The following is a 26,543-nucleotide window of genomic DNA, read 5'->3' as shown; positions in this document are numbered from 1 at the left end:
GGTCCACCGAGCGGCGCTCCGCCCGGTCCGCCGCCTCGTGATCCGTCCGGCCAGCTTCCGCCTGACGGTTCGGGCCATCCCCCGGGTGCCCCTGGTTCCCCCTCGGCCACCGCATTGCTCGGCGGACCGCCCGGAGCAACCGATACCGTTACCGCCACGTCGAGCAAGGCCAAAACCGGCCACTACTGGACGGTGGAGCTGACACCGCCTCCGGGCGCGTCGGCGGGTTTGAAGGCATTCATCGCCATGGCCGAAGAGGCCATCCAAACCGCCGTCGATTTGCTGGGACGCGGTACCCCCGACCTGCCACCCAAAGTCGACGACCTACTGCGACCGGTGATCTACGAGAGCATCGGCGACAGCCTGATGAAGAAGCAGTACGAGGAAGCCCTGGCGAAGGTCCAGTCCAGGCAGACCGCACTGCTGACCTACGACACCAAGGTCATGAAAACCTCGATCGTGGTGGCCGCGGGCAGCGACGAGACGCTGCGCGCGATCAAAGAGATCGTTGCCGAACTCCAGACAAAACTGAAGGCCGCTGGGACTGGGAAGCTCAAACCCGCTCGAGAGGTGGCCATCATGAAGCTGGTCGCCGAGGCGATCGACCTCGTCTACGAGAAGGTCGAAGCGGTCTACCAGCTCAACAACGATATGGCCGGAGACGGTAACAACGGCTCCGGCAGCAGTGGGTCCGGCGGCAGTGGCCAGTCCGGATCCGGTAGTGCCGGTGGTGGGGGTTCCGGCGACGGCGGGCTCGGGCAATTGGTGTCGATGCTCGGCATGCTGCCCATGATGGCAATGCCACTGGTGGCGCAGTTGCCGCAGTTGCTGAAGCAGCAAGACAAGGACAAAGACAAGGACAAAGACGCGGCCGAGGACGCCGCGCAGACGGGCCAGGCCCAGCCGCCGGCGGCAGCACCCGGTGCCGCGCCGGGCAGCCCTGCCCCCGCGCCGACGGCAGCACCCAGTGCAGGCCAACCCGCCCCGGCGGCACCGGCCGCGACGGCAAGCGCGAGTACGCCTGGATCAGCCACGCCGGTGTCGAATATGTCCCCGGTGTCGGCTCGCGCCAATGTCCGACGCGCGGTGAATCGGAACGGAACGGCTGCGACCGATACCGATACCGACGAAACGCAGGAGAACGATCCCGAGGACGAGGTCACCGTGGATTCGCCTGTGGTACAGGCGTAATCGAAGGTCTATTCGTTCCGCATCGCCGGACGACATCGTCTGCCGAGTCGTGGCGACGGCCGAATTGATCTGGCGCGAAACGGATTCCATCCGCAGGGGCGCACACTTCGGCGGCGAGCGGCGGTCAATACCGATCGGCGCCAGACCAGCTTCCGCTTCGGGCCGCCGTGCGTAGCCCGCACGGTTTCATAAGAGCGACCGGTGTGCCATGTCAGATCACCGACGCGGGCCGCAACACATAGCAGGGCGACTTGCGCCCGAACAGCCGTTGCCCTCTATGACTCGAGGGCAACACGATGCCCGCGTCAGACCACTAGCGTGGAAACCGCCGCACGAGCCGTTCGCACAGCAGAGCCGACGTTGCCCCGAACAGTCGCGGTCCCCAATGACTCGAGGCGACACGACGGCGCATCAGACCGCTAGCGCGGAAACCGCGCGCGAGCTGTTTCCACAGCTGGACCGACTTGCGCCCCAAAAAGCCGTGGTCCCCTGTGGTTCGAGGACCACGGCGGCGTATCAGATCGTCGGCGCGGTAACCGCAGGCGGAGCTGTGGGTGCTGCCGGTGCTGCGGTGACACCGGGCGCGCTCGGCGTCGCAGGCGTTTGCGGCTGCTGGGCGGAATTGTCCAGATCGGCGCCACTCGGGTGGAAGAACCCTTGGAACTCGCCGTAACCGCCGGTGCCGCCGTCGGGTGGATTGTTCGGGTCCAACGGCACGAGCTGGCCGTTGACGATGACCTCCAGTCCCGAAGGTTCCACCACGACGATCGCACTCCGATTCGCCCACTGCACCACGTCACCGGTCTGCAGATGCGCACTATCGACCGAAACCCACGGACTGCCCGCGGACGGCTGTCCGGTCGTGCCCGCGTAGGCCGACCTGGCATCGCTGCCGTTCGGATTGTTGAGTTCCTTGTTCACGGCCTGCGAGACCGCCGAGGACACCTTCTGTGTCGTGCCGTCGGGCAGCTTCATATCGACCATCGACCGACCACCGGCGCCCACCGGTGGCGGTGTCGCACTGGCGTCCGCTTGAACCACATTGGTCGGCGTGTTCGATGCGACGGCCGGCTGGGCCTGGGCCTGGGCTTGGGCCTGCGCCGCAGCCTGCTGCTCTTCCTCCCTGCGCCGCCGACGCCGCTCCTCGCGCTCCTCTTCCTCGCGCTGCTTCTGGTCGTCCTGACCGTTATTCCCCATCATCTGCTGCATCATCTGCGACATCATCATCGGCAGCATCATCGAGTTCATATCCATGCCGCCGGACCCCGACGAACCGCCGCCACCGCTGTTGTATCCGGCCTGGGTCGCCTGGTTGCCGCTGGATCCGTTCGCGCTGTTCTCGAGCGCGCTGATCGCCGAATTGATCGCGGACATGATGCCACTGTTCGAGCCGCTGGTATCGGTGCTGGTGCCGTCGGTGGTGGTGGTGCCGTCGGCGTTAGTCGTAGTCGAACCGTCGCCGAGTAGATCCTTGTAGGTGCCGCTGTAGTCGTCGGTGGGGTTCGCAGGATTGGGGTTGGGATTCGGGTTCGGGTTGGGGTTCGGGTTGGGGTTCGGGTTCGGGTTCGGGTTGGGATTCGGGTTCGGATTGGGATTGGGATTCGGCTTATCGGCAGGGTCGTCGACCAATAGGCCCAGGCTCCGGAATTTCTCGACCGCTGCGGTATAGGCTTTATCCCAAAGCTCACCAGTATCGTGGATAGCCTTGACGTAATATTTCTGTTCCACCTCGGGCGTTAAGTAGAACTTGCCATCCTTACCCTTCTCAGCCACGTCCTTGATGTTGACATCATTATCAGGGTTTCGTTCCCAATGAATGTAGTTGATCTTGTCTCCGTCGCGGACGGCGCCATGCTTCGGATCCGTAAAATCCTGTTTGAGACTGGTGTTGAGTTGATCAACGAGTCCCTCGAGCTGTTTAAATAAATCGTTGCCCGTTATTTTGCCGTTGTATGTGGCGTTTGAGACATCTTTGTGATCCTTCTTGAACTTTGTCCACCTGTCGTCCAGTTGGTCTTTCAGGGTATCGGCGCCATCTACGATTCCCCCCCAACCGCTCGCAGATTTGACTTGTTCGCTGCCGACGGTTTGGCTGAAGTCTGGATTGTCCTTCGGACGACCGATACCGAGGGTGTCGAGATCCCATTGCATGGTGGTCTCGGTGTCGTTGATGAGGAGTTTCAGCGCTTTACTGTGCCCTCTCGGCAAATACAGGTCGACTTTATACGCGTGTTTATCCTCGGATGGAACCTTCTCGAAGCCGAAATCATTCTCGTACTCCGGATTTTCGGCGGCCGCTTTATCCTTCTTCACCTGGTTGACATAAGCCCTCGGGTCACCCGATTTGAGCGCATCGATGAGTAGTTGGTACTGCTTCTTTTGATCATCGTTGAGATGATCGCCAGCATCTTGTACAAGCTGTTGTCCTAGGCCGCCAGCCGCCCCCCCGTCGTTGTCCGTAACTTTGATAAGTCTGTAGAAGGCGTCCTCGAAATCGGATGGATTCGATTTGGCCAGCTTATCCAGCTTATCCAGCGAGTTTTTTGCCTGGTCGCCCTGGAAACCGGTGCCGTCATCCCAGGGCCAATCCCCAGAGTGCTTGTAGTCCCTTGTTATCTCACCGACGACGTCGTCTACGCCACCCATATCAGCCTCTCCTCTGCTCGCCGGTGCCCTCGGACCCCGCCGGACCATTCAGCAACTCGGCGATGGCCGGGGGGCCCCCGCCGAGGCGGCTGGAACCGACGGTCACCGAACGAACGCCATGGACACCCGTCCCGACACCATGGGCTAACCCGACGTCCGGAGTCGCCGTACCCACACCGGCCTTCTGGGCGGCCACTACCCGCGCTGCTTCCGGCAGCAGCGGGTGCTCAGCTATCTGGCCGTACGTGTAGAGCGCATCGCGCAGAGTCTGCCGGTCGGGTGCCCCTGCGGCGAGCAAGAGCAGCAGTTCGTCGGCACGGCGTTCGAAAACCATGCCGCGCAAGGCTTCCGTGGATACACCCGGGCGAACTCCACCGACCGGAACGGAGGACACGTCCACACGCCGCGACCACAGCGCCGACGCTGTTATGTCATCGGCGGCGCGCATCTGGTCCCACCAACTCACCGGGACGGGCTGACCGGCGTGCAGTGCATCGAGGATCTGCCGTCGCCTGGCACGGTGGGTTACGGTTGCCCCGCCGACGCTAGAGACTGCGGCACGGACCTGCGTATCCGCGGCCCGCGCCAACTCGAGGCACTTTGCCCGAATCTCCGTTTCAGGCACCGTCGCCGCTTGGCGCAGCAACTCGTCCGAACCGGCCAACGCGAGCCGGTCGACCAGGCCGGGGCCGGGTGCGGTGAAGTCGACAGCGGACTCGGCGGGAGAGACCCACTCTGCAATGGCGGTATCGCCGCCCATCGCAGCGCGCACGCCGTCGGGGATTGCTGCGGATGACACCAAGGCGCTGATCCAGACATTTTTGCGGCGGGACATCAGGTAGCCGAACTCGGCGAGCATTCGGGACGGGTCGGCGGTTCCTTCCAATGCCGCGATCGCCTCCTGTCCCGTAGTACGGAGGGTGAAGTCCCATCGCCACGGGAGAGTGACCTCCATCGGCAGGAACAGTCCGGGAGGCAGCCAGCCACGCCCCTCGGTGGAGGTCAACAAAACGATAGGTCCGCTAGAGGCCCGTCCCACCGCCACCGCCCAATCCATACCGCGCGCCGAATCACGTACGGCGGCGAGGGTCGCCGCGAGCAAGGTGCGGGCAAGCACCAGGTCATCTTCAACCCGCTCACCTACCACCAACGACGGTAGCGCTCGCCTGTCCTGGGTCGGATGGACCGCCGCCGCGAACGGGCCCACCGCCAGTGATTTGGGTACCCGGGCAGCCGCGCCCGCTTCGACGGGGGCAACCGGAATGGGATACGCATCCGTAGCCAGCGCAGGCGTTCCTCCGACCGTACTCGAGTGACCGGCCGTGCCCGTGGCACCGCTCGAGTCACCGCCTGTAGTGGCCGGCATATCGGCGGCACTGTACTCCGGCACGCCGACCGAGGTCGGCAACATTCCGATCGCGCCGGTGACTCCGGTGGGCAGAATGCCGTCGGTCTGTGGTGCCGGTGCGGCAGGTGCCAAGGGCGCCTGATCGGGGTGACGCGTCGTGCCGGACAGACCTGGGGTCTCGGGTGTGGTGTTCGACGGCTGGTCAGGGTGCATGCCGGTTGTCGGTGTGTCCGGCCCAGCGTGAACCGGTGCGACGAGACCTGTGGGCGCGCCGGGTATCGGACGACCAGCAGGGACTACGGGGCTATTGCCACCCGACTGGTTGATTTGGTGTGCGCCGGTCTGATCACCCTCTTCGAGCGCCCTTGCCGCCGCGAGCAATTGGTCTCGCGCCTGCTCGTGGTTGACAGCAGCGCGTTCGGCCTTGTCGTGGCGCCTCGTGTAGTAGTCCACCAGCGCCGCATGCATCGGAGCGGCGATCGTACCGTAGGTGTTTGGGAATTCGTCGAGCCAAGCATGCGGGATTTCGCCCCACTTCCGGATGCCTTCCGCAGCCAATTTGTGCTGCTCGGCGATTCTGCGCAGCTCGGCTGGCTCGATAACCAGGTAATCGGGCATGCTCGGTTGATCCTCCCGCCATTCAGCTCAGATTCATTGTTCCGGCTTCCCAAAATTGGGGGGCTGCTGATACGACCCGGCAGATCGCCAATCGCGCATGATCTCCGAGAGCGGCCGGGGCAGATTTTCGGGATCGTTCATCGCGATCTGGTACTGTCGCCGCGCATCCTCGGCGCTTTCGGCGATGGCGGCCACGATTTCCTCGGCGAGCTCCTGATTGCCAAATCGGGCACAGGTTCCCGGCGCCAGGTATAGGTCCCGCAGCCGTCCCCTCGCGTCGACCTCGGGAATGACCAATCCGCTCGGGGACGGGCGGCGCGCTACGATCGCATCGGCACGTTCGCGAATGTCGGCGATGCGGTTCCGCAACTCCCGCCTCAGGCTAAATCCGACGCGTACATCGGGGTGGAGTTCTCTCATAGATCCTCCAGGATGCGCCAAGGCCGGCCACACCAAGTTCCCAACACTGGGAAGGTAGAATACTCGAGTTCACACCGGTCTTCCGACGGCGAGAGCCTGAGTTCCCGCGAGGTCCACCATCGACGAGTTCGCCACCGACTTCGGCGGTCTACGGCACGCCGTCCCCCGGACCGTGCACCGAATGCCCTCCGCGTTTCCCTCCGCGCTGCTCGGCTCCGGTCGACCGTTGACGCTGCGCGGTGCGGGTCATTCCTGTGACGGACAGACCGTCACCGACGGTGAACTGCTCGTCACCTACGCGCCGAACATGGCAGCCGCACAAATACGCGAGCTCGGCGACAGCCTGGTCGAGGTGCCTGCCGGGATTAGCTGGTACGTCCTGGAGCGATATCTCAACCGCCACGGCAGGGCAGTCCCCGTGCTCACCGACTACTTGCACGCATCGGTGGGAGGCACCCTTTCGGTCGGCGGCATCGGGATCAACTCGGCACGGTACGGCATGCAGGTCGACCACGTGGAGCGAATCCAGCTGATCGACGGAACGGGAACCAGCCGCTGGTGCTCGCGTACGAAGCATTCGGAGCTGTTCCGGTTCGCACTCGGCGGGCTCGGCACAGTTGGACTGATCGAACGGGCGGTGCTGCGAACCGTGCCGTACTACCGCGACACACACGTGCATCGTCGATACCACGCCACACCATCTGAACTCGTCGAGCACACCGAATGGATCGCACAGCGCGACGATGTGGACATCTACTGCGCGTCCATGCGCCGCGGCAAGCTCTTCTCCACCACAGGCTGGCGCGGCCACGGTCCGCGGCGATGCGGCGAAGAGAACTGCGCGGTTGTGCCCGATCTGCCATTCGAGAGCCACCCCGATACCGCACGGCCGGTCGCCCCGTCCGCTGGTCACGCCCGTCTTTGGACGGATTACATGGTGCCTGCTGGGCGGCTCGCGCCGATGCTCGCGGCCGCCGAGACGCTATGGCACCGCGCTCCGCTGAACGATGTTCTCACGATGTTGTACATCCTGATCGTGCGCCGCCCGCCCGATTCAACCTCGTTCGCATTTATCCCGGTCGGCAGCGCCCCCATTTCGATCGGACTGGGCGTGTACACCTCGGTCCACCGCGATCTGACCGCCACAGCCGCCACCCGGCGTGTGTTTCGCGATCTATTGGAACGCTGTTGCGAGCTGGGTGGGCGTCCGTACCTGTACGGCATCAACGACCTAGACCGCGCGCTGGCCGAGCAACTCTACGGAAACGACCTAGATCAGCTTGCGCAGTTGCGCGCCGCGCACCGATTGGAAAACGTCAATGCCCACCTCCCGCTTGTAGGGGCGGCTCTAGATACCGATATCTGCCACGTCGGGGCGCGGCCGCGTGCCTAATAGGCCACGACCGCGCCGACATCACGTCTGTGAAGGATGGAATTAGGGCGAGTGAGGGTCGACCGGGTAGGAGAGATAGACGATATGGGCGCCGCTGGTGAATTCCTGGTCGAACTCGCTGAGCGGTTGACGCTGCGTTATGACCCAGCGACCATCCACGCCGTCGCGGAACGTGCCTGCGGCGGACAGCTGGAGGCACGACGGCCGGATGGACGCCGAGCAAGCCTCCTGACGAGGTCCGGCATTCCATTCGAAGTCAGTGTGACCGGTGGCCGCGGCAACCTCACGCCGGTCCTGCGCTATACCACCGAGACCGCGACGCAGAACATGAAGATCGGCTCTCGAGCCGACGCTCAACTCGCCGCGATTGGAGATCTCGTCAGATGGTTACCGAAAGGCGATGAGACGGTCGTCGAGTTGTTTCAGTCATTCGTCGCGACGTTGTATCCCGATCCCACGAAAGTTCCGCCGCGCAGCGCCACATGGATAGGAGTTGCGCATGACACCGAATCTCCGCATCATACGGCCCGTCTCAAAATGTATTGCGGCCTGAATGTATCCGGCGCATTGCGCCGGTTGTGTAGTAGATGGCCAGGCTTCGCGGAATTCGCGTCGGCACCCGCCGACGAGAAGCTCATCAAGCCTGTTTTTGCCACGATCGAGGTGGACGCGCACGGCGAAGTGATCCATAAGCTCTACCTGAGGGCCCGGCCCGGCGACGTCGCCGTACCGATGAAGCTGGTCCGCTACTTCGGCGACCAAGCATGGGAAGTGCTGTCTGAGCTCGTTCGGTGTGGCGCCGACGCGGCCAAGCTCCACGAACAGGACTTCTTCGTTTCGTGTGCACGTGGTTCGGGCGCCCCCGTCTTCGGACTCGACGTGGGTGCAAGAGAACACGACATGACCGGGCTTGTAAGAGAACTCGCGTCCAAGCACCACGGCACACCACATGCCGTCGACGCCCTCGCCCAGGCAGCGGAGTCGTGCGGGGCGACACTGCGTTACTCATTCGTTGGAATGGGCTTCTCCGCCGAGCAGGGCATCGACAAACTCAAGGTCTACGGCACGCCCACTTGGACTACCGAGTAGCACTCGGATAGCCGGTCGCTTACAGACAGAGTGCCGCCGTCGAACTTCGGCGGGCAGTCACCGTCCTGCCAGCTCACTGCTGATCCGGCGCCACAACAGGCGGCGGCGAGTTCGGCGCGACCATGGCACCGGCCGGCGGTCCGGCCGTAACCGGAGCACTGACCGCAGGAGCACTGACCGCAGCGCCCACTGGACGGGAGACCCGCTCGCCCTCGCCAACCGAGACCGCGGCCGGAACCTCCACGAACTGCGGATGGCCCACGATCTGCTCGTGTGCGTAGATCGCATCGCGCAGGCTTTGCCGCGCCGTTTCTTCGGCGAGCAATAGCACCAACTCGTTGCATCGGCGCTCGAAGATCATGTCGCGCAAAGCGGAAGATTCGGTGTCGACCCGCAGGTCACCGAGTCCGACGCGGCCCACATCTACCCGGCGTGACAGCATCGACGCGGCCAGCAGATCGTCGGCATCTCGCAGCTCGTCCCATAGTTGCCGGGATACGCTCTGCCCTGCTTGCACGGCCGAGAGAATCCGGTCACGCAATTGCCGTGCGGCCGCGGCATCTGCGCTGGCGGTCACCGACCGGCCGACCCGGGTGTGCGCATCCGTCGCCAGTTGGACACAGCGCTCGCGCACCTGCTGATCCGACACGGTCGCAACGGATTGCAGCGCGGTCGGGGAACCGACCAGACCGAGCCGGTCCGCGGTATCAGGGGTGAACTCGCGCAAGTCGACGTCATAGGTCGGGCCGACGAGTCCTTCCATCGCCACTTCGCTCAGCTGTGTGCGCAGACCGGGATCGATCGGGCCGGAGGAGACCAGCGCCGACAGGCTCGCATTCGCCTTCGGACCCCAGGCCAGGCCGAACTCGACCAGTACCCGGGCCGGATCCGACACACTTTCCCAGGATGAGGTGCTCGCATCGGGCCCGAGTACTTCATCCCACAACCAGGGCGTCGAGACTTCGCGTGGCAAGTAGAGCTTGGCGGGAAGCCAGCCGCGGCCCTCGTTCGAGGTGATGAATACGCCAGCACCGGCCGGACCGCGCATCACCGCGACCGCCCAGGCCATGCCCACCGGCGAATCGACAGCGGCGAGCACACTGCTGAGCAGGGTCCTGGCCAGCACCAAATCGTCGTTTACCGCGTTGCCCACCACGTAGGCCGGTTCGGCTTCCTTATCCTTCGCGGCAGCCACGGCGGACGCGAAGGGTGTGCCCGCCGGCACGGGCACCGGCATCGGGCTGGCATCGCCCGTCGCGGTGGCCCCGGTTGGTGGCTGACCCGAACCGCGGTCGTCCGCCGAACCGGCGTACACCGGTCCCACGCCCGGTCCGGAGCCGAGTGGCCCGCCCGATACCGACGGTGACGTGGTTCCGGCTCCGGCTGTTACGCCGGATGTACCCGTTGGAGTCGTCTGATCCAGGTGCGAAATCGCGCCCGGCGAACTGGATGGGCCGCCGGGCCCGCCCGGTGCCGCGCTCGTCGGCGTCGAACCATTCGATGCCGCAGGAGCCATCGGGTTGTCGGTCGACGTGGGGCCTCCGCCCGGTCCGCTACCGGGTCCGCCGCCGGGCCCACCCCCGGGGCCGCCGGGTGACGGGGTGTGCTGTGTATTCGGGGCCACGCCGTTGGATGTCGGCTCGCTGTGCGGGTCCCCGAGGCTTTGACCGATCGTGCGAAGGTTCGACGCCATTTCGTGGTCGGCGTTTTCATAGGAATCGGCCGAATCCCGAAGCGACTTCGCGGTGTTGAAGTGCTCCTGCGCCAGCGCCTTACCAGCGCGTTCACGGGCGTTGTAGTACTTCACCAACGCTTGGCGGACCGGATCCGCGATCGTTCCATAGGTCGACTGGAAGCTCGCCAGCCACGCGTGCGGAGGCTCCGCCCACGCAAGAGTATCGCGCCCGACCTGCTCATGCTGCTGCGCCAACTGACGCAGCACCGCGGGGTCGATATTCGTGCTGGGTTCCGGCATTCTTCGATCAGACCCTTTCCTGCCACCGTTCTCAACATTGTCGATCCTTCCCACTGACGGGAAATACCGACTGAACTCCCGCTGCGGGAAGCTGGACCGCGCGCGATCGATGGCGGACCGACGAATCCTCCGAACGGATGCCGAGCCCGGTCCGCCGACAGCGATGAACGAGGTGGGAGCCGTAATGGATCAATGGGAGCTCGAAAGCCTGCGATCGGCGAACAACGGTATGCGAAATCAGATCGACTACGCCATGGATATCTACGAGAAGCAGCAGGCCCAGCTAGCCGAGATCCAGCAGCAACTGGACGCACTGCGGGTACAGGCCAGTTCATCCGATCAGTTGGCCGAGGTGACTGTGGACAGTGCCGGAGTGGTCACCGACGTGCGCTTGACCGCGCAGGCGATGCGCGCCAAGCCGGAAAATGTCGGGCGGGCGATTGTCGAGGCCGCACAGGCGGCGGCGCGGTCGGCACGCTCGCAACACGACGCGCTGATCGCCCCGATCGTCGATATCGCCGAGCTCATGCCCGATCTGCCCGATCTGGTACCCGGCTCGCCGAGCTGGCGCGATGCCCGCGAATCCGCCGAGAACGACGGTCCGCGCGCAGGCTGAGTACTCCCATCGTTGGGAAGACGCGATTGGGCGCGTGAGAATTGTCCGCAGGGATGCGTGAGGAGTCCGCGTGGCACAGTCGTTGGAAGTCGATGAGGAGCGACTTCGTGCACTGGTGCCGGAATTCGACGATATCGGCGCAGACGCGCAGCGCGTGCTCGATCAGTTGAAGGCAGCGCTCGAGCGCGAAGGCGAACCGTGGGGCAAGGACGCTCCGGGCCAGGCGTTCGCCGAGACCTATGTGCCGGATCGGGACAAAGGAATCGCGAGCCTGGCGAAGACGGTCGCGAGCCTGCGCGAAGAGGGCAAGATCGTCAGCGACCTCGTCGAAAGCTTCGATCGCCAGGATCGCGAATCCGCTCGCTCGATCGGCGACGCCGGTGACCAGTCACCGCCCACCAGTCAGAACGTCACCCCGCCCGCACCGACCGATCCCTATTCGCAGAGTCAGCAGACTCCGATCACGACAAGCACCACGCCCGATACAGCACAATCGCCGACCCGATCCCAACCCGATCCGGGCTATCAGTCCGCTCCGACTTCGACTCCAGCACCGAGTACCTCGGGTAGCCCGCAGCCCGGCCCCGCCTCCACCGCACCGACCATCCCGGGCAGCCCGAACCGAAACGGCATGCCCAACGTGGGCAGCCCGATCGACAGCGCCGGGGCGCCGAATGCACGCGACCCATCCGGTTCCGCACCGGAATCGACTCCCACGACGACCAATTCGGCGCCGACCGCTACCCGACCAACTGTCGATCCTCCAGCCCCGGATCACAAGCAGCCGAATACACCGTGGTCGAGAGGTGCGGCCGGAACCGGTTTTACACCGGATACTCCCGCGCCGAAGGCGGCCGCCGCCGGGACTGCGCAGACGTCGGCACCGAGTGACGCCGGACCCCGGGTATCGGCCCCGTCGAGTACGCCGCCACGGATGTCCACGCCGTACCTGCCCGACCAGCACCAGCAGCAAGCCCGTCCGGCACCGAAGGCAGCGGGCAAGGCCTTCGGCGCCGAAGGAAAATCCGCCGCACGCCATCCGTGGGCGGCCGATGGCATGGGTGCCGGTGAAAACGCACTGCTGGCACGGAAATTGGCCGAGCGACACGATCTCGAGCTGGTCGGCTTCGACGATCCGAGCGTCGACGGGTACACGATCCGAGAGATCGCGGCCGCACTGGACGACGTGCTCACTCAGTACCCGTATGTCGATCTGCGGCAGATAGCGATCGCCGAATCCGCCGACGCGGCCACCCGCCTGGAATGGGACTGGGTCGCCGGGGCCGCCGGCCCTGAGCCGTTCACCCGTCGCATCGTGCTCGATACCGTGGTCGCCCGTAGCCCTGCGGTGTTCGCCGAATATATCCGCAGCGCAACGCATTCCGGAAAAATCGCGCGCGGGTCGGACCGCCGGCCGGTGTATTCGACGATGGTCCGTGAACTCGGGCACGCGCTCGATGTCGCGGGTAGTTTCCGCGCCAGGCAGGCAGCTCAGGACGCGCTGATCGCCGAGTTCACCCGGACCCGAGGCACCGCACCGCGCGATAACCCCACCAGCGCGTCGAGTTCGGAATACGAGCAATGGCGCGCCCAGCTGAGTGGCTACGGATTCCACAACGGTAATTTCGACCCCGGGATGGCGATGGCGGACGCGTTCACCGAGGTACAGATCAACGGCTGCGAGGCAGCGCCACCCGCAAAGGTGTTGCACCGCTTACTGATCGATACCGCACGGAAAACGGCAACGCCGTGAGGTTCGGCGGTGGACACACCGCCGAAGCGCGGCACAGCACCTTCGAAACCGAACTGTCGGCGGCGACCGGCGGTCGGCCTCTCCGAATGCACGTGGGGTTGGGACCGGATACCGACTCGGCACTGATCACCATTGCCCTGGCCCATCCCGACATCACCGACGACATGATCGCGACGGCACGTCGGGCATTCCTCACGGAGTCGGCGGTCACCGATATCGATTCCGCGTTTCTGGAACTGCCCGAGGAACAAATCGATCTGCCAGGTGCGGCGCTGTGACACTGACGCTGCCAGCATTCTTTCCGAAGTGGCTGGTCGAAGCCGTGGCGGGGTATTGGCCGGATTGCGATGAGGACGCCCTGCGCCGCGAGGGTGACAACTGGGCGGCGGGCGGCGACAGCTGCAGCGCACTCGCCAAGCGGCACGATGCGGCGTCTGCCACGGAAAAGGCCGCCCTCAACGGCTACAGCGCCGACACGAAGGCGACCAGGAATGTGCAGCTCGGCGATGATCTGCGCAACCAGTCCGAGTACTGCAACTATATGGCCGAGCAGTGCTATCAGAAGGCCAAAGACTGCGAGTTCATGAAACTGCAGGTGATCGGCACCGGAATCGCGCTGCTGACGCAGCTGGCGGTGGACGCGATGCTGTCCGCACCAGGTGTCGTGAAGGCGGCTGAGGACAGGGCGGCCGCCGAAGCGTCGTGGGCCGCGAGTGCCAGACGATACTTCGGCCGGGTCAAGAAGGTGGGACTGGAATGTGCCACCAAACGCAAGGGTTTGCCACTGGCCAAGGCCACCGCCATCGGGTTCGCACTCGGCGGCGGTACCGCCGCAGCCGTCAATGCCGGCGCACAGTTCTACCAGATGGAGGTCTTGCATCACCGCGACAAGATGGAATGGGACCTGGTCGAAGACGCCGGAATCATCGGTGGCGTCGGCGGCGGAATCGGAGCACGCTTCGCCTCACGCTTCGCACCCGGTATCAATAAGTTCCTCGGCAAAGTCGCCGGAAAATCGGAATCCAATCTCGTCCGCTACGGCGCACACGTCACTGCCGGGGTACTGATAGGCGGGGTCGGCGGCGCCGCGGGCGCGGCCGCCGGCGCGGGCGCAGGGATCATTGTCACCGGGCATATCCCGAACGCCAAGGAACTGCGAACCAGCGTGCTCCAAGGTTTCGTCGGCGGCTTCGTCGGTTCGGCCACCATTTTCGCCCGCCCCTTGCCGCCGGGGATGCGAGCCAAGCCGAAGACGGATACCTCCACCACACCACGGAGCACCACACCACCGAGCACCACACCACCGAGCACCACACCACCGAGCACCACACCGCCGGGCGCGCATCGGGATGGTGACGTCCCACGGGATGGCTATGTCCCCGGGACCACACCCCCAGCGACCCCACTACACCCCCGTCCGGCGACACCGCCGGATGGTGATGTCCCAAGGGATGGCTATGTCCCCCGGACCACACCTCCACCGGGCACGACCGCACCGCCGGGTACTACACCTCCGGCCACCCCCGGAACACCTCCGCCACCCGGCACCACACCTCCGACGTCCCCTGGGACACCTCCCACACCCGGTACCGCACCTCCGGCCACTCCAGGCACCACTCCACCGGGCACAGTCACGCCGCCTACCACCACACCGCCACCGGGTACCGTCACACCCCCGACTACTACCCCACCCCCCGGCACCGTCGCACCACCGACCACGACCACGCCGCCCACCATTCCGCCAAGCGCCAGGCCCCCGCATCCAGACACACCCACGCCACCGGGCACCACCGAACCGCCCGGCACTACGGGATCACGCCCAGATACCACCGACCCGGGGTCCGGTGACACGGCCAACGGCAAACCCGCCAAACCGTCGACCGAAGACCCGGCAACTCCCGAAAGCCGATCGGGCGACGACCCTGAAACCCACCGACCCTCGCGTACCGGCGAACCAGACGAAGGGACCCCGCGCCCCGACCATACGCAAGGCGAGAGAGAACCAGCTGAGCCACAGTCCAAGCCGCGACCGCACACCGACGAGACGGCGCCAACAGGCGACGAGACGCAGGTCAAACCCCAACGACGGCCCGCCGAGGAAGAGACTCCGTCGCCAGACCGCACGAACGATCCGGATACGGCCGACCCGCAACGAAAAGCCCCGCCGCAGACCGAGCAGACCACGCCCCCGGGACACGATGAACAGGTCAGGCCCCAGCGTGCACCCGCCGAGGAATCCACTGCGCCACCCGAGCACATACCGGGGTCCCGCGACCCAGACCACACGGTCCCGCCGCATGCCGAAGAAGCAACTCCGCCACCCGACTTCACACCGGGCGAAAACGAACGAACCACCACAGAACCAGAGACACCGCCACACCCCGACGAAACCCGACCAGCAAGCGAGGAACCAAACGGCGCGTCGCTCCGCCCACACCGCGACGAAGAAACAACTCCGCCACCCGACCCCACACCGGGCGAAAACAAACGAACCACCACAGAACCAAAGACACCGCCACACCCCGACGAAACGACTCCACCAGCCCGCGAGGAAACACCCCCACCCGCCCACGAGGAAGCCGCTTCAGCGCGACGCGCGGAAGAGGAAGCCCACGCACGCGAAAGAGAAGCAGCCCGCGCACGCGAAGAAGAAGCAGCCCGCGCACGCGAAGAAGAAGCAGCCCGCGCACGCGAAGAAGAAGCAGCCCGCGCACGCGAAGAAGAAGCAGCCCAGGCACGCGAAGAAGAAGCCCGCGCACGCCTCAGGGGCGAGCCGATAGGAGCGCCAGCGGCTACCGATGTCGGTGCGAAGGGCGGGCCGGAGCCTCGGCCGAAAGAGTGGCCCTACACCATCCCTCCGAATATGCGCACGGTTCCGCCGGGAACTCCGCTTGATCTGACCTCTCTCGATCCCAAGATGAATTACCTCTGGGTGGTCGACGCCGAGGGGAACTTCAAGTTCGCACCGGAGCTGCAGAACACCTCCGACTTCATGAAGCCGCTACCGCCGGATCGACCGTTCTATATCAAGCACGGTGACCTTCAGCCTGGCGAGGGTGGCACCGCACGTGGTCCAGCGCGAGCGGGGGGCGATCTGTTTAACGTTCGCCATCCTGATGGCACGCCCAGCGACATCTGGTGCATCAACAACAACTCGAGCTACACTTTCCGCCGAGTTGATGCGAGCGGGCAGCCACTTCCGTGGGCGCCCGCCGAAAGCCTCGAGGCCGTCCGCCAGCATCTAATCGACGGCGGCGCCCCTGAACAAATGCTCGTGACGAGCGATATCCTAGCCGCCCAGCGGCGGAAGCGAGGGCTGCCATGACCGAGAAGCCCGCTGATCTCGGCAGAGCCGCCGAAGCACTTCTCGACTCCAGCCCGCACGCCTATGCCGAGCTTGATTCGTCCGAGATCAGGGAGGGCATCATCGGCCTGGTCGCCGCCCAGGAATCCGCTTATCTCGAGTACGACATGCTCGAGATCGATCTGGCGCTGATACGGGCCCTCCTTCTCGAAGCCGCCGACGTCGACGTTCGTCTCCTCGAATGGCTCATTGAGCAGCCCTCGACGGCACGACTGGGGGTGACCTGCCGAGCCCTGTGGCAGTTGTGGTCCCCGGCCAATCCACATCCGCCTATCGACCCGGCTACGGTGCGGCGCCTGATGGCTGCGGCCGGGCGGGTCGACATCGGCACCAACGAGGTCGGCCCATATCGCGCCGCACTGGGATTCGCCGCCTGCCAGGTCGACGACCCCGGAACGCTGGCGGCCATCGACCATGAGATCGTTCGCCTGGCTACGGCGGACCCGAGCTGAACCGAATTGCGTTGCCTTCTGGGGTGATTGGATGGGCCTGAGAAGCCCAGGTACCGCCCTGATCGAAACGGCCCGCAAACGGCCACCAAATTCTTTTCCGGCTATACCGGATACCGACGCAGCCGCTAATGTTCGGCTTCCGCCTACGCGTAATCAGAGCTCGCACGAACTCGGTCTTTCCCATAAGGTTGTATGCGGTCTCGGTCGCGACCATCCCCCGGAAACTTTTGATCACTAACCGATTCGACATCATCGGACATATTCGCGCTGAATTCGGGGACCGTATCGCGTCGGAATCGCGGCGCCCCACTCGTCCCGCCATCGGTAACGCTTCGGTTCCAGCACACCGAACCACTGCCAAGCGCCGTGACGTGGTAGCTGTCCCTGCCCGAGAAGCTCGGCTCCCGAAGGGAAGTCACCGGTCGAGGTACGAACCGATATCGTAACGACGATGCGCAGACAGGACTGGCCGGCTCGGCGGCACTCGAGGTAAGCAGCAACTGATGGACCATTGGCAATACGAAATGCAACGAGCTCAACTTGCCGATGTGCGGGATGAGTTGTCGGCGATAAGCGCCACGGCCGGTTCGCGGGATGGTTTGGTCGAGGTGACTGTCGATCAGTCCGGCATCGTGACCGATGTGCGCTTGGAGCCGCGCGCGCTGCATGGTGCGGCTGCGGATCTCGGGCGAGCAGTTACCGAAGCAGCCAGGGAGGCCGCGCGGCTGGCACACCAAAAGGTCACAGAGACCATTGGCCCGATCGAGGATATTGTCGGCCGCATGCCCGATCCGGAGGATCTGCTGCCAGTTGCGCCCAGCCTGCGGGAACCGGACGTCGTCGAGCAGCCAGCTCCGGTCGCCTACGAAGACGATGAATACGACGACTATTACGACTGACGCGTAGGTCCCGTGCTGATCGTCGGTCGCCGAGCCGTCGTGGTCGGAGCGGGTGCGCGTGGCGCGTCCACGAACAATGGATGATCGAAGATCTGTCCGTGAGCGTAGGTCGCATCGCGCAAGCGCTGTCGATCCGGCTCGTCGATGAGCATCAGCACCAGTTCGTCACAGCGCCGCTCGAATACCATCGCCCGCAGCAGCATCGCCTCCGTTGCCGACCGTCCGTCGGTGTCGGATCGCAACTCGCCCAAGGCCACTCGGGAGACGTCGGCTCGGCGCGACAGCATGGATGCGGCGAGCAGATCGTCGGCGTCACGCAGTTCCTCCCACCAGTCGCCGGGCACCTCCCGGCGCTGACGGATCGCCTCCAGGATCCGTTGCCGCAGGCGCGGCAAGCCAAGTGAGTCGGGCGCGCCCACCTGTCCCACGCGCCGATGCGCATCCCAGGCGAGGTCGATACAGCGCGATCCGATGCCCTGCGCCGGCACCTTTCCAACCCGCTCCAGTAGTTGCTGTGCGGCTACCAGCCCGAGCCGATCCGCCAAGCCCGCCGCCGCCGCGCTCATATCCATTGCCGTCGAAGCGGATATCTGCCCCTCCATCGGTACCTCACGCAGTTGAGCGCGCATACCCGGATCGATGGTCTGCGACGATACGATCGCCGTCACCTTGGCACCTGTCCGGCGTCCCCATGCCGCGCCGAACTCGGCAAGCACCCGCGCTGGATCGGACACACCTTCCCAGGCGGGGTCCGCTACCTCCCACATCCAAGGCGTGGAAATCTCACGGGGAAGATATAGGCCCGCAGGTAGCCAGCTGCGGCCCTCGTTCGACACGACGAACGCGTTGATTCCGCCGGAATGCCGCATGATCGACACCGCCCACTCCAGGCCGATCACCGACGAATCCACCACGGCCAGTACACCGCCCAGCAATGTCCGCGCCAGAACGAGATCACCGTCGACGCGCTCACCGAGTATGAAGGTCGGAGCGGCGGCGGCCACCATCGCACCACCGACGACATCGCGAATCAGTTCGTCGCTGCCGCCGGTGTCCGGCTGCCCGTCTCCGGCCTGCGGACCGCGCTGCGGCGAACCCGATTTCGCGGCGGGGGTGGCCGCGCTCGGCACCGGCGCGGTAGGACCGGCGGATACCTTCGGGACCGGGGACCCCGATCCGCGCGGATCGACCTGTGGGGCTTTTGCTTCCATCCCCGGCCGCGACTGCGCTGCCGGAGACTGCGTCGAGGTTTGAGGCGAGGACTGCGCTGACACCGGCGGCGCCGAGGATGGCGGCGCGGATATGCCAGTCGAACCGGCCGCGGGTGGCAGGATCGTCGGCATCATCGGCGGCATCTGCCCTGGTGAGTTGGTCGTCGCCGACACCCGTGCGATCTCGGCTGAATCGGCGCCGTGACCGGAATCGGTTGCGGCTGACCGGGTTTCCTGATGCTGCTGGGAATCGGTGGTATCGCCTGCAGTCTCGCCATGCGCGCTGGAGTCGGATTGCCCCTGCAATTCACCGGAGCCGGTCGTCGACGGCGCACGCGACGGGACGCCGGTTGTGGAAGCACTTGAATCGCCACCGTCTGGCTGCACCGTCGGCGCATAGCCTGTGGTGACACCCGGAGTCGAGGTCGGGGCCGAAACCGCGGGCGGCATCCCCGGGGCGGTCGGCGTGTCCGTCGGGGTCCCCTGCGATGGCGAATCGACGGGAAGATCCGTCGGCCCACTCCCAGGCAGGCCATGATGCTCGACCGGATCGCCCACCGGCACATCGAATTTCGGGCCGAGGCCTAGCGGGGCCGGGAACTGGTGATGCGGTCCGGGCGGAGGGTGGCCGAGGTCGTGCTGCTGGCCGGGCGGGTGCTGATGCGCGGGCCGGTTTTCCGGCTGTCCGTCCGGTCGATGGGGCCCCCCGGAGTTCGCTGGCCCCGGATGCCATAGCGCACCCTTGAGGCGCTCCAGACTCGGCAAGATCGTCGGTCCGATCGAAGTCTGCGCGGCCCGTGCCACATCGTCGACCTCCTCCTGAGCCTCGGCGATGATCCGTTTGACGCGGCGGTCCAACGCAGCCAACTTGGCCTCACGTTCGGCCTCAGTATCGGATTCGTCGCTTTGGGCGGCCTGCTGCGCACGACGAATTTTGGCGGTGGCATCCTCGACGATATCGAGGATCCGGTTTCGGGTGCGATAGACCAGATCGGAAAAAAACCCGAAGATTTCGGCAGCGGCATCCAGCGCGTCAGCGAAGGCCTGCGGGTTCCCCCGCTGCTTCAGCATATTTTGTTTTATTGGTTCGAGTCCCTCGCTGGCACGGACTCGATTATCGAAGTCATGGCGGGCTTGTTCGGCGCCGAGCGTATCCAGCGCTCCGGCGCCGTCACGCGAGGTGGTTTCCAGCGCGCTCCAGTCGCCGGGCGGCACCTCCGGCCATTTGTCCCGGACTATCTGCTCCCAATACGGACTTTCGTGCTCCGGCGCCATCCGATGATCAGAACGAGTCGTAGTGGCGGACGCCCGTCCCGCCCGCCACATCCGCGTCGGCGAGGACACCCGTCGTGCTCACCGTCCCGGCGTGGGTAATCCGCGCGCCACGGTTACTGGCCGCGACAGCTTGATCGAACGCCGTCACAATCTCCTGCCGGTGCGCGTCGAGCGAACGGTCGAGTGCCGATTCGGGCCGATGGTGCAGGACCAGATCCGAGACAGTCCCGGAAACCTGACCCGAGACCGTTTCGATGGCTCCGGCGAATCTGCCTGCCGCAGCGTTCACTTCGTGCGGTTCGTCTATATCCAGCATGTCGGCATCCCGTCTGCGAGAGGTTGTTTCGGTTCAGCTGGTGGTGCCGAATTCGGCATTCACCATGGCGCGGAAGGAGGCCTCGGTGGGCAGATCGAATGAGTCGATCGTGTAAGGACGCGTGCCCTTGTACTCCATTTCGGCACGCAGCCCGACCCGGGACTTCAGATGTGCCAGGCGCGCGAGCTTCAGAATCTCCGCGGCCAACCAGGCATCGCCGTTGTCACGAGCGTCGTCGGTGATGTGCAGCCCGACGATCTCACCGTCGCGATCGCAGGCGACGCCGCAGGTGTGGTCGGGATTGAACACCTCGTAGACCATGCTCCGCCAGTCGGGAGCCGGTGCCCCTTCGTCCACATCGAATTCGTCCGGATCTGTCTCGGTCAACGGGATCCCTCCTAAAGTCTTTCGGCAGGTTGACGATTCGACGGTGCACTACGCACGGACAGATCCTCATCGGATGCGTCCAATCGCGCGGCGAGCGCGCTCCACGCGGCATCGTCGATGCTCATGATCTGGCGCAGCTGCCAGAATCGAGCGCCGAGATACATCTCGGCGGTTCCATCCGGGGCGACATCGAGATGATCGGGACCCTCATTGGTCGGATTGAGCGTAACCGTCGTGATCGGCGGGCGCCCGTCATCGATATTCATGATCGTCGCGCCGCCGCCGGGGATGAAGCTCTGGCGGCAGCGCGGACTGTTTCCGATCGCGATATCGGCACTATTGGTGGTCACCGTGATCTCGGAGTTGAGCAGCAATTGCACCGCCCAGGCTCGAGCCGCGAGCTCCGGTCGATCGGCATTGATGGCAATGGTCAGTGCGGTCGCCAGGTCGACGACCAGTAATGCCTCGGCGGTGGTGACACCCACGATGACCAACCGCTTGGCGCTGCCGACCGGGTACGGCAGATCGTCGGCGCCGAGGGTCACCACATCCGAGCCGGCGCCCGCACCGGTCGAAGGATGGGCGACGACGGTTCCGGTCGCGACGTCGATGGTGTACGCGGCGACCAGACTCGGCATCCGTTCGGCGACCCCGGCCAACCGAACCAGGCCCTCGTCGTGCAGCCAGCGCACGGTATCGGCCACGGTGACCGCGCCGGGTTCGGTCATGACGGCACCGCACCTGCTGTCGCCGAGGGCGACCCGGACGGACCGGAGGGCCCTTTCGGTCCGTAAGAGCCGGTGGACTCGAACGGCTCAGGCGGCGGCACCGATTCCATCACGCTCTGGTACTGCCTTGCCGCGTCAGCGCTGCTTTCTCGAATGGCCGCCATGATTTCGGTGACCAGTTCCTGATTGGTGAGGCGGTCCACGGTGCCCGGCGCCAGAAACAGATCCGTCAGCCGGCCCATCGCATCCACCTCGGGGATGATCGCACCGCTGGGCGAGGGCCGACGCGCTCGGATACCGTCGATCCGCTCACGCATATCGGCGATTCGATGCCGCAACTCGCGGGCGGCGTCGAGGGCGGCCTGTACATCAGGGTGGATATCACTCACACGGAACCTCCGGATTGAGTCGGGCCTTGGCCCGGCGACGGCGTCGGCGGTGTCACGGTCGGGGCGATTGTCGGCCGTTCCCCGATCACCTGTTCGGTATGGGGGGTGTCGTCGACGTACATCAATCGGTCGGGATGCCAGGCGACCACCCGATTGCGTTCGTTGCCATTGCCACCGGCACCGCCCATACCAGGAGACATCGGCATGTATGGCATCATCCCGGACCCGGCACCGGCACCGCGCGCGGCGGCCGCCGCGCCCGACGCCCCCGACGACAATCCCTCGATAACCGGTGTTCTCGGCATTCCGACCGCGGTGCTCGATGCCCCACCCGCGCTCGCGACGATCGGCATCGCGCCCACCGAGACCGAGGTTGTCGCGCCGGAGATATCTGGTATTCCAGCGCCGGAGATCGCGCTGCCCGCACCTCCGGAACCGAGCGACCCCAGGCTGCTGGGGATGCCGAGGTCGTCGTATCCATAGTCGCTGTACTCGTCATCGAGGCCGGTGTCAGAGATGTCCTGGTTCTGGGCCATGCCGGCAGCCGAGGACATAGCGCTCATCATTGCCGGCAGCATCTGGGACAGCATGCTGGTGTCGCTGCCATTGCCACTGCCACCGCTGCCCTTGCCGCTGCCGCCGGTGTCGCTCGTTCCGCCCTCGGCGGGAAGCTTCGAGTTGACGGTCGTGGTGTATCCGGTGATCGCCTCAGCCGAGCGGGCGTTCTGCTCCTGGAATTCGGCGAGCGCCTCCGAGAGCGCCAACTCGTTTTTCGACTTCATCGCGGCCAGTAACCGTTTGCGGGCCGCGATGATCTCCTCGGGTGTCGGATGTTTGGCCTTCGCGACAGTGAACGCATTGCTGTAGGCATCGACATTGTCGGCCAGCGCGCCCAATCCTGCGCCGAGTTGCCCTAGCCAATTCCGATGCTCGGTGAGGTGCTCGGCCACGGTGGTGCCGACCGGCGTCCAGTTCTGCATCAGCGTGGCCGCACCGTCGACGCCTTCGGTAGCGGCGACGTGGAAACCGCCGGTGTACTTGCGGATATCGGCCGCGAAACTGGTCGCCGGACCAGGACCTGGGCCGGTGTGCAACTGCTTTGCGAACGTGAGCGGGTCGACGGATCCTGTGGCTGCGGGCAAGGTGAAGGTCGGTGGTTGCCGGAGACCGAATTCCTCCACATCGCCAACCGGATTGGCGAGGATCTCGCCGCCGCTGCCATTGATAACGCGCGCACCCTCATCATCGGTGCTGGTGTAATCGGTTGCCGCGCTGCCGATGTGGTGCGCGTGGCGCTGGACCTCGTTGAGCACCCCCAGCACACCATTGAACAGCGACGCGGCTTGGGCGTTGAGCCGTGGTACATGCGTCCCGGAAATCGGGTCGGCACCCGCGGGCTGCACCCAGCCGTTCGGCAATCCGGCTCCGGTGTCACGCGCCAGCGCGGCCAGCTTCGCGGCCACATCGACGAGTTGCGCCGGGTCGACATTCAGCGGCATTGCCTCCTCCTCTCACCATCCGGCTCACGATCACGCCGGAGCGGCCACCGCGGGCATGGCCGCACCCGCCGATGGATCGCCGGTGACCGGCATACCCGACATCTTGCCTTGATCGTGGTCCTCCGGCGCGGTCGCGTCGATACCGTTCGGATGGCTGAATCCGACGAATTGGCCGAATTCCCCAGCACTATCGGACATTTCCGTCGGAGTGAACTGCTTGAGCTGGCCGTTGACCACGACTTCCAGTGTGCCCCCGTCGTCGGCGGGGAAGGCCACCACGATGGCGGTGCGCGCGTCCCAGACCGCGACATCGCCGGTCATCAACTGATACGGATCGACCGCGGTGCCGATCTGCTTCTTGTCCGACCACTTCGCCGGGGTCTTCGCGTATGCCGCCTGGGCATCGGTGCCGCTGGCGTTGCCGAACGCCGCATCCAAAGCCTGTGCGACAGTGGCGGATACCTTCTGAGTCCGACCGTCCGGGAAGGTGTACACGACAGTTCCGTCGGAGTTCGGTGTGCGGCCCGGCATACCAGTCGTCGGCTGCGTGGACGACGAATTCGCCGGGGGTGCGGTATTCGTCGCGGGTGCCGGCGTGCTGGTCACGGGCTGCTGCACGGCAGGTTGGGCAGGTGCGACGGCCGCGGGGACAGCGCGGAGTTGGTCCTCGTACGGGTCGTATTCGCCACGCCGGCTGTTGAGGTCGGTGTCGGCTTGGCCGCGGTTCATCATCTGCGCCATCAACATCGGCAGCATCGAACTCATCATGTCCATACCGGAGCCCACCGGTGATGCGGCAGCCGCATTCGGCACCGACGCCGGTGTGGCGGTACTCGGATTCGCGGCGCTGTTGTTGAGGTCGTCGAGCGCCTTTTGCACCTTGTCATCGAGCGAGCTTCCGGTCGGCGTAGTTCCGGTATCGACTCCGGGCGTGGTCGGATTGAGGTCATCCAGCCCGGGGACCACGGAACCATCATCAACGGGTGTGATCTGAGGAGGGTCGGTACCTGGCGTCGTCGGAGTCGTCGGCACCTGGGGAACGTTCGCCGGATCAAGCAGCTTCTTTTTCAGATCCGCATTCTCCTGCTGGAGCTGCTTGATCTGGTCTTCCAACTCTTTGAGCTTCGCGGCGTCCTTACCGACGTCAGACGCGGTATCCTTGCTCGCGTTGGACGCCTCGTCGAAAGCATTTGCGACAGACTGGATCGCCTCGTTGCAGAACTCGTAGATGTGCTGATCTTCCTTCATCCCCGGTTTAGGCAAAGTCGGGGCAGCGTTGGTAATCATGTCGATTCCGGCATTGACGGCCTTCTGCGCGGCAATGGAGATGGCCTCGGTCTTCTTGGCCAGCGGCGCAATCGCCTTGGCCGAGTCATCGATCAGATCGGCCGCCTGGCGCAGGCTGGTCGCCGTGCTCGCGTAGTTCGTGAAATGCGCCAGATCCGAACCCTTGACCTGTGCGGGCATTGGCATATCCGGTGGGCTGCCCTTATTCTCGTCGCCGTTGCCGCAACTGTCGAAATAATCTTGAAACTGCTTGGGCAGCTTCTCGTACCAAATTATCGTGCTTGTCAGCGGAACATACTGCGCATACTTTGAATCCGCCTGCATCTGATCGCGATCAGGCATCCACATTTGGTGAATTTTCAAGGAGCTGCTCCTCGGCCGGATCCGTTACGAGATGGGTTTGATGGGCAGTTCGCCAATGGCAGCACTCTGCCCCGGTGGAGATATCGCGTTGTAGCCGGCATTGACGTAGGCTGCACCCAGCCCGGCACCAGCACCACGCGTTAGTCGCAACCCCCACGTGTCCGCATTTCGAGCGCCGAACAACCACACCTTCTCGGCCGCTTGCTTCATACCCAATTTAGCGGCACTCCCGGTCGCAAGCTTCTCGAGGGCACCACCCGCGAGTTTCCATCCGGGCAGGGCGCCTAGGAGACCGTCAGTGACACCTTGCTGGAGGGCGTCGTCCCAGCTCCTGCCATCTGCCTTAGCGAAGGCTGTACTCAACGCAGCACCCGCGAGCGGAGCGGCGATCAACCCGGCAGGAGGGGGGAGCAACGAGGCCGCAAAAGTGACCCCGCCGACGGCCAGATCTTTCCAGCTGAGACCGAACATTGTGATCACCCATCCGATGTCGCGTGCGCACCTACCCGCAATAGACCGTGACGACCGTGCGTGGACGTTCTATCGACCTCCTCATTGTTGAGGATTCCCAACAATGGGAACCTCGGGTAGGGGCCGAACGAGTCAGGATGAAGACGGTAAGGACATGCGCTGACGTGCACGAATTGCCGTGGCCACCAAGTTGTTCCAGTCCGCCGGGTGATCGACGTAGAAGGAGATACCGGATGTACCTCCATCTCCTGCCGCTCGGGCGTCCGGCACGACCGCTTGCCCGCGTGGGACCGATGATCGGCGGTGCGCAGTGACGAGCGCAGAGGCGGAGATCTCCGTCGAGCAGCCGGCGGATGAAGGCGGATCCGAACAGGGGCAATCAGCTCCGACAACCCCGTGGTCGAAGCGGCGGCGAGCGAGTCCGTCCGCGTCCGGCCAACCGGCGGCACCGGGACAGCCGGGACAGCCGGGACAGAATGGGTCGACCTCGGCGAACCAGGGATCGGCGAACAGCAATGCGGTGCCGCCGGGAACAGCTGCCCAGGGCCCGAATTCCGCTGCCCAGCCCGGGGGCTCGATCACTGGTGCTGGTTCGGCGGCTGTGCCGCAGGGGAATGTTGTGGTGCCGCCGGGTCCGGGGGCGGGTCAGCCGGGTCAGGCGCCTGCCGCTCAGCCGCAGGCTCAGGTTGCGCCTGCTGAGCCTGCGCCGCCGTTGGTGGATCCGGATGCGGTGGCGGCGTTGGCGCCGGCGGCGTTGTCGGCGGGGGCGATGGCGTTGGGTGTGTTGCCGATGCTGGCCTCGGCGCTGGCCGGATTGGGGTCCGGTGGCGGCAGCGGTGGCGGTGGTTCGGGG

General features: G+C 65.1%; 20 protein-coding genes. 9 read left to right on the top strand and 11 right to left on the bottom strand.

Annotation, left to right across the window (positions count from 1 at the left end):
* Nucleotides 1–114 precede the first annotated feature (114 nt).
* Nucleotides 115–1,191: a hypothetical protein gene (locus ACIBG0_RS00100; protein ID WP_397027776.1), complete on the top strand. Its 1,077-nt coding sequence runs from the start codon at nucleotides 115–117 to the stop codon at nucleotides 1,189–1,191.
* Nucleotides 1,192–1,707: 516 nt separating this feature from the next.
* Here ACIBG0_RS00100 and ACIBG0_RS00095 read toward each other — a convergent pair.
* From ACIBG0_RS00095 to ACIBG0_RS00085, 3 genes are read right to left on the bottom strand one after another with little or no spacing between them, the layout of a single operon-like run.
* On the bottom strand, nucleotides 1,708–3,837 hold the full coding sequence (locus ACIBG0_RS00095; protein WP_397027775.1) for a hypothetical protein: 2,130 nt from the start codon (nucleotides 3,835–3,837) through the stop codon (nucleotides 1,708–1,710).
* 1 nt (nucleotide 3,838) lies between these two features.
* Nucleotides 3,839–5,803: a type VII secretion target gene (locus tag ACIBG0_RS00090; RefSeq protein WP_397027774.1), complete on the bottom strand. Its 1,965-nt coding sequence runs from the start codon at nucleotides 5,801–5,803 to the stop codon at nucleotides 3,839–3,841.
* Nucleotides 5,804–5,836: 33 nt separating this feature from the next.
* Nucleotides 5,837–6,172, bottom strand: coding sequence for a hypothetical protein (locus tag ACIBG0_RS00085; RefSeq protein WP_397027773.1), 336 nt, complete (start codon nucleotides 6,170–6,172; stop codon nucleotides 5,837–5,839).
* 232 nt (nucleotides 6,173–6,404) lie between these two features.
* On the opposite strand from ACIBG0_RS00085, the gene ACIBG0_RS00080 reads away from it, so the two are divergent.
* Both ACIBG0_RS00080 and ACIBG0_RS00075 read left to right on the top strand, forming a co-directional pair.
* Nucleotides 6,405–7,616 carry an FAD-binding protein gene (locus tag ACIBG0_RS00080; RefSeq protein ID WP_397027771.1) on the top strand — a complete coding sequence of 404 codons (1,212 nt, stop codon included), beginning with the start codon at nucleotides 6,405–6,407 and terminating at the stop codon, nucleotides 7,614–7,616.
* A gap of 84 nt (nucleotides 7,617–7,700) precedes the next feature.
* Nucleotides 7,701–8,705 (top strand): hypothetical protein, encoded by a 1,005-nt coding sequence (locus ACIBG0_RS00075; protein ID WP_397027770.1) that lies wholly within the window; start codon nucleotides 7,701–7,703, stop codon nucleotides 8,703–8,705.
* A 73-nt stretch (nucleotides 8,706–8,778) separates the two neighbouring features.
* On the opposite strand, the gene ACIBG0_RS00070 is transcribed toward ACIBG0_RS00075, so the two are convergent.
* On the bottom strand, nucleotides 8,779–10,680 hold the full coding sequence (locus ACIBG0_RS00070; protein WP_397027769.1) for a type VII secretion target: 1,902 nt from the start codon (nucleotides 10,678–10,680) through the stop codon (nucleotides 8,779–8,781).
* A gap of 184 nt (nucleotides 10,681–10,864) precedes the next feature.
* Here ACIBG0_RS00070 and ACIBG0_RS00065 point away from each other — a divergent pair, with 184 nt between their 5' ends.
* The 6 genes from ACIBG0_RS00065 to ACIBG0_RS00040 all read left to right on the top strand — a co-directional run bounded on the left by ACIBG0_RS00065 (nucleotide 10,865) and on the right by ACIBG0_RS00040 (nucleotide 17,764).
* Nucleotides 10,865–11,296 (top strand): YbaB/EbfC family nucleoid-associated protein, encoded by a 432-nt coding sequence (locus ACIBG0_RS00065; RefSeq protein ID WP_397027767.1) that lies wholly within the window; start codon nucleotides 10,865–10,867, stop codon nucleotides 11,294–11,296.
* Between the two features lie 70 nt (nucleotides 11,297–11,366).
* Entirely contained in the window at nucleotides 11,367–13,049 is a 1,683-nt protein-coding gene (locus ACIBG0_RS00060; protein WP_397027765.1) for a hypothetical protein, read from the top strand.
* Nucleotides 13,046–13,327, top strand: a complete 282-nt coding sequence (locus tag ACIBG0_RS00055) for a hypothetical protein (RefSeq protein WP_397027764.1) — start codon at nucleotides 13,046–13,048, stop codon at nucleotides 13,325–13,327. The genes ACIBG0_RS00060 and ACIBG0_RS00055 overlap by 4 nt, the downstream gene beginning before the upstream one ends.
* Entirely contained in the window at nucleotides 13,324–16,374 is a 3,051-nt protein-coding gene (locus ACIBG0_RS00050; RefSeq protein ID WP_397027762.1) for a hypothetical protein, read from the top strand. The genes ACIBG0_RS00055 and ACIBG0_RS00050 overlap by 4 nt, the downstream gene beginning before the upstream one ends.
* Nucleotides 16,371–16,865: a hypothetical protein gene (locus tag ACIBG0_RS00045; RefSeq protein ID WP_397027760.1), complete on the top strand. Its 495-nt coding sequence runs from the start codon at nucleotides 16,371–16,373 to the stop codon at nucleotides 16,863–16,865. Before ACIBG0_RS00050 ends, ACIBG0_RS00045 begins: the two co-directional genes overlap by 4 nt.
* A 503-nt stretch (nucleotides 16,866–17,368) precedes the next feature.
* Nucleotides 17,369–17,764, top strand: a complete 396-nt coding sequence (locus tag ACIBG0_RS00040; protein WP_397027758.1) for a YbaB/EbfC family nucleoid-associated protein — start codon at nucleotides 17,369–17,371, stop codon at nucleotides 17,762–17,764.
* Here ACIBG0_RS00040 and ACIBG0_RS00035 read toward each other — a convergent pair.
* The 7 genes from ACIBG0_RS00035 to ACIBG0_RS00005 are packed head-to-tail and all read right to left on the bottom strand — an operon-like array spanning nucleotide 17,755 to nucleotide 25,036.
* Complete coding sequence (locus ACIBG0_RS00035) at nucleotides 17,755–20,250, bottom strand: hypothetical protein (protein ID WP_397027757.1); 2,496 nt, start codon at nucleotides 20,248–20,250, stop codon at nucleotides 17,755–17,757. The two genes, ACIBG0_RS00040 and ACIBG0_RS00035, sit on opposite strands and share 10 nt — an antisense overlap.
* 7 nt (nucleotides 20,251–20,257) lie before the next feature.
* Complete coding sequence (locus ACIBG0_RS00030) at nucleotides 20,258–20,566, bottom strand: hypothetical protein (protein WP_397027756.1); 309 nt, start codon at nucleotides 20,564–20,566, stop codon at nucleotides 20,258–20,260.
* Between the two features lie 33 nt (nucleotides 20,567–20,599).
* Nucleotides 20,600–20,953 (bottom strand): hypothetical protein, encoded by a 354-nt coding sequence (locus ACIBG0_RS00025; protein WP_387296720.1) that lies wholly within the window; start codon nucleotides 20,951–20,953, stop codon nucleotides 20,600–20,602.
* An 11-nt stretch (nucleotides 20,954–20,964) separates the two neighbouring features.
* Nucleotides 20,965–21,681, bottom strand: a complete 717-nt coding sequence (locus ACIBG0_RS00020) for a hypothetical protein (protein WP_397027755.1) — start codon at nucleotides 21,679–21,681, stop codon at nucleotides 20,965–20,967.
* Nucleotides 21,678–22,070 carry a YbaB/EbfC family nucleoid-associated protein gene (locus ACIBG0_RS00015; RefSeq protein ID WP_397027754.1) on the bottom strand — a complete coding sequence of 131 codons (393 nt, stop codon included), beginning with the start codon at nucleotides 22,068–22,070 and terminating at the stop codon, nucleotides 21,678–21,680. The genes ACIBG0_RS00020 and ACIBG0_RS00015 overlap by 4 nt, the downstream gene beginning before the upstream one ends.
* A complete protein-coding gene (locus ACIBG0_RS00010) occupies nucleotides 22,067–23,569 on the bottom strand; it encodes a PPE domain-containing protein (RefSeq protein WP_397027753.1) in 1,503 nt (500 codons plus the stop codon). Before ACIBG0_RS00010 ends, ACIBG0_RS00015 begins: the two co-directional genes overlap by 4 nt.
* 30 nt (nucleotides 23,570–23,599) lie before the next feature.
* Nucleotides 23,600–25,036: a bZIP transcription factor gene (locus ACIBG0_RS00005; protein ID WP_397027752.1), complete on the bottom strand. Its 1,437-nt coding sequence runs from the start codon at nucleotides 25,034–25,036 to the stop codon at nucleotides 23,600–23,602.
* Between the last annotated feature and the right edge of the window lie 1,507 nt (nucleotides 25,037–26,543).

The organism is Nocardia sp. NPDC050630 (assembly GCF_044457245.1).
Taxonomy (GTDB): domain Bacteria; phylum Actinomycetota; class Actinomycetes; order Mycobacteriales; family Mycobacteriaceae; genus Nocardia.
Note: the sequence above shows the minus strand (reverse complement) of the source record. Positions and strands in the feature narration are given on the sequence as shown.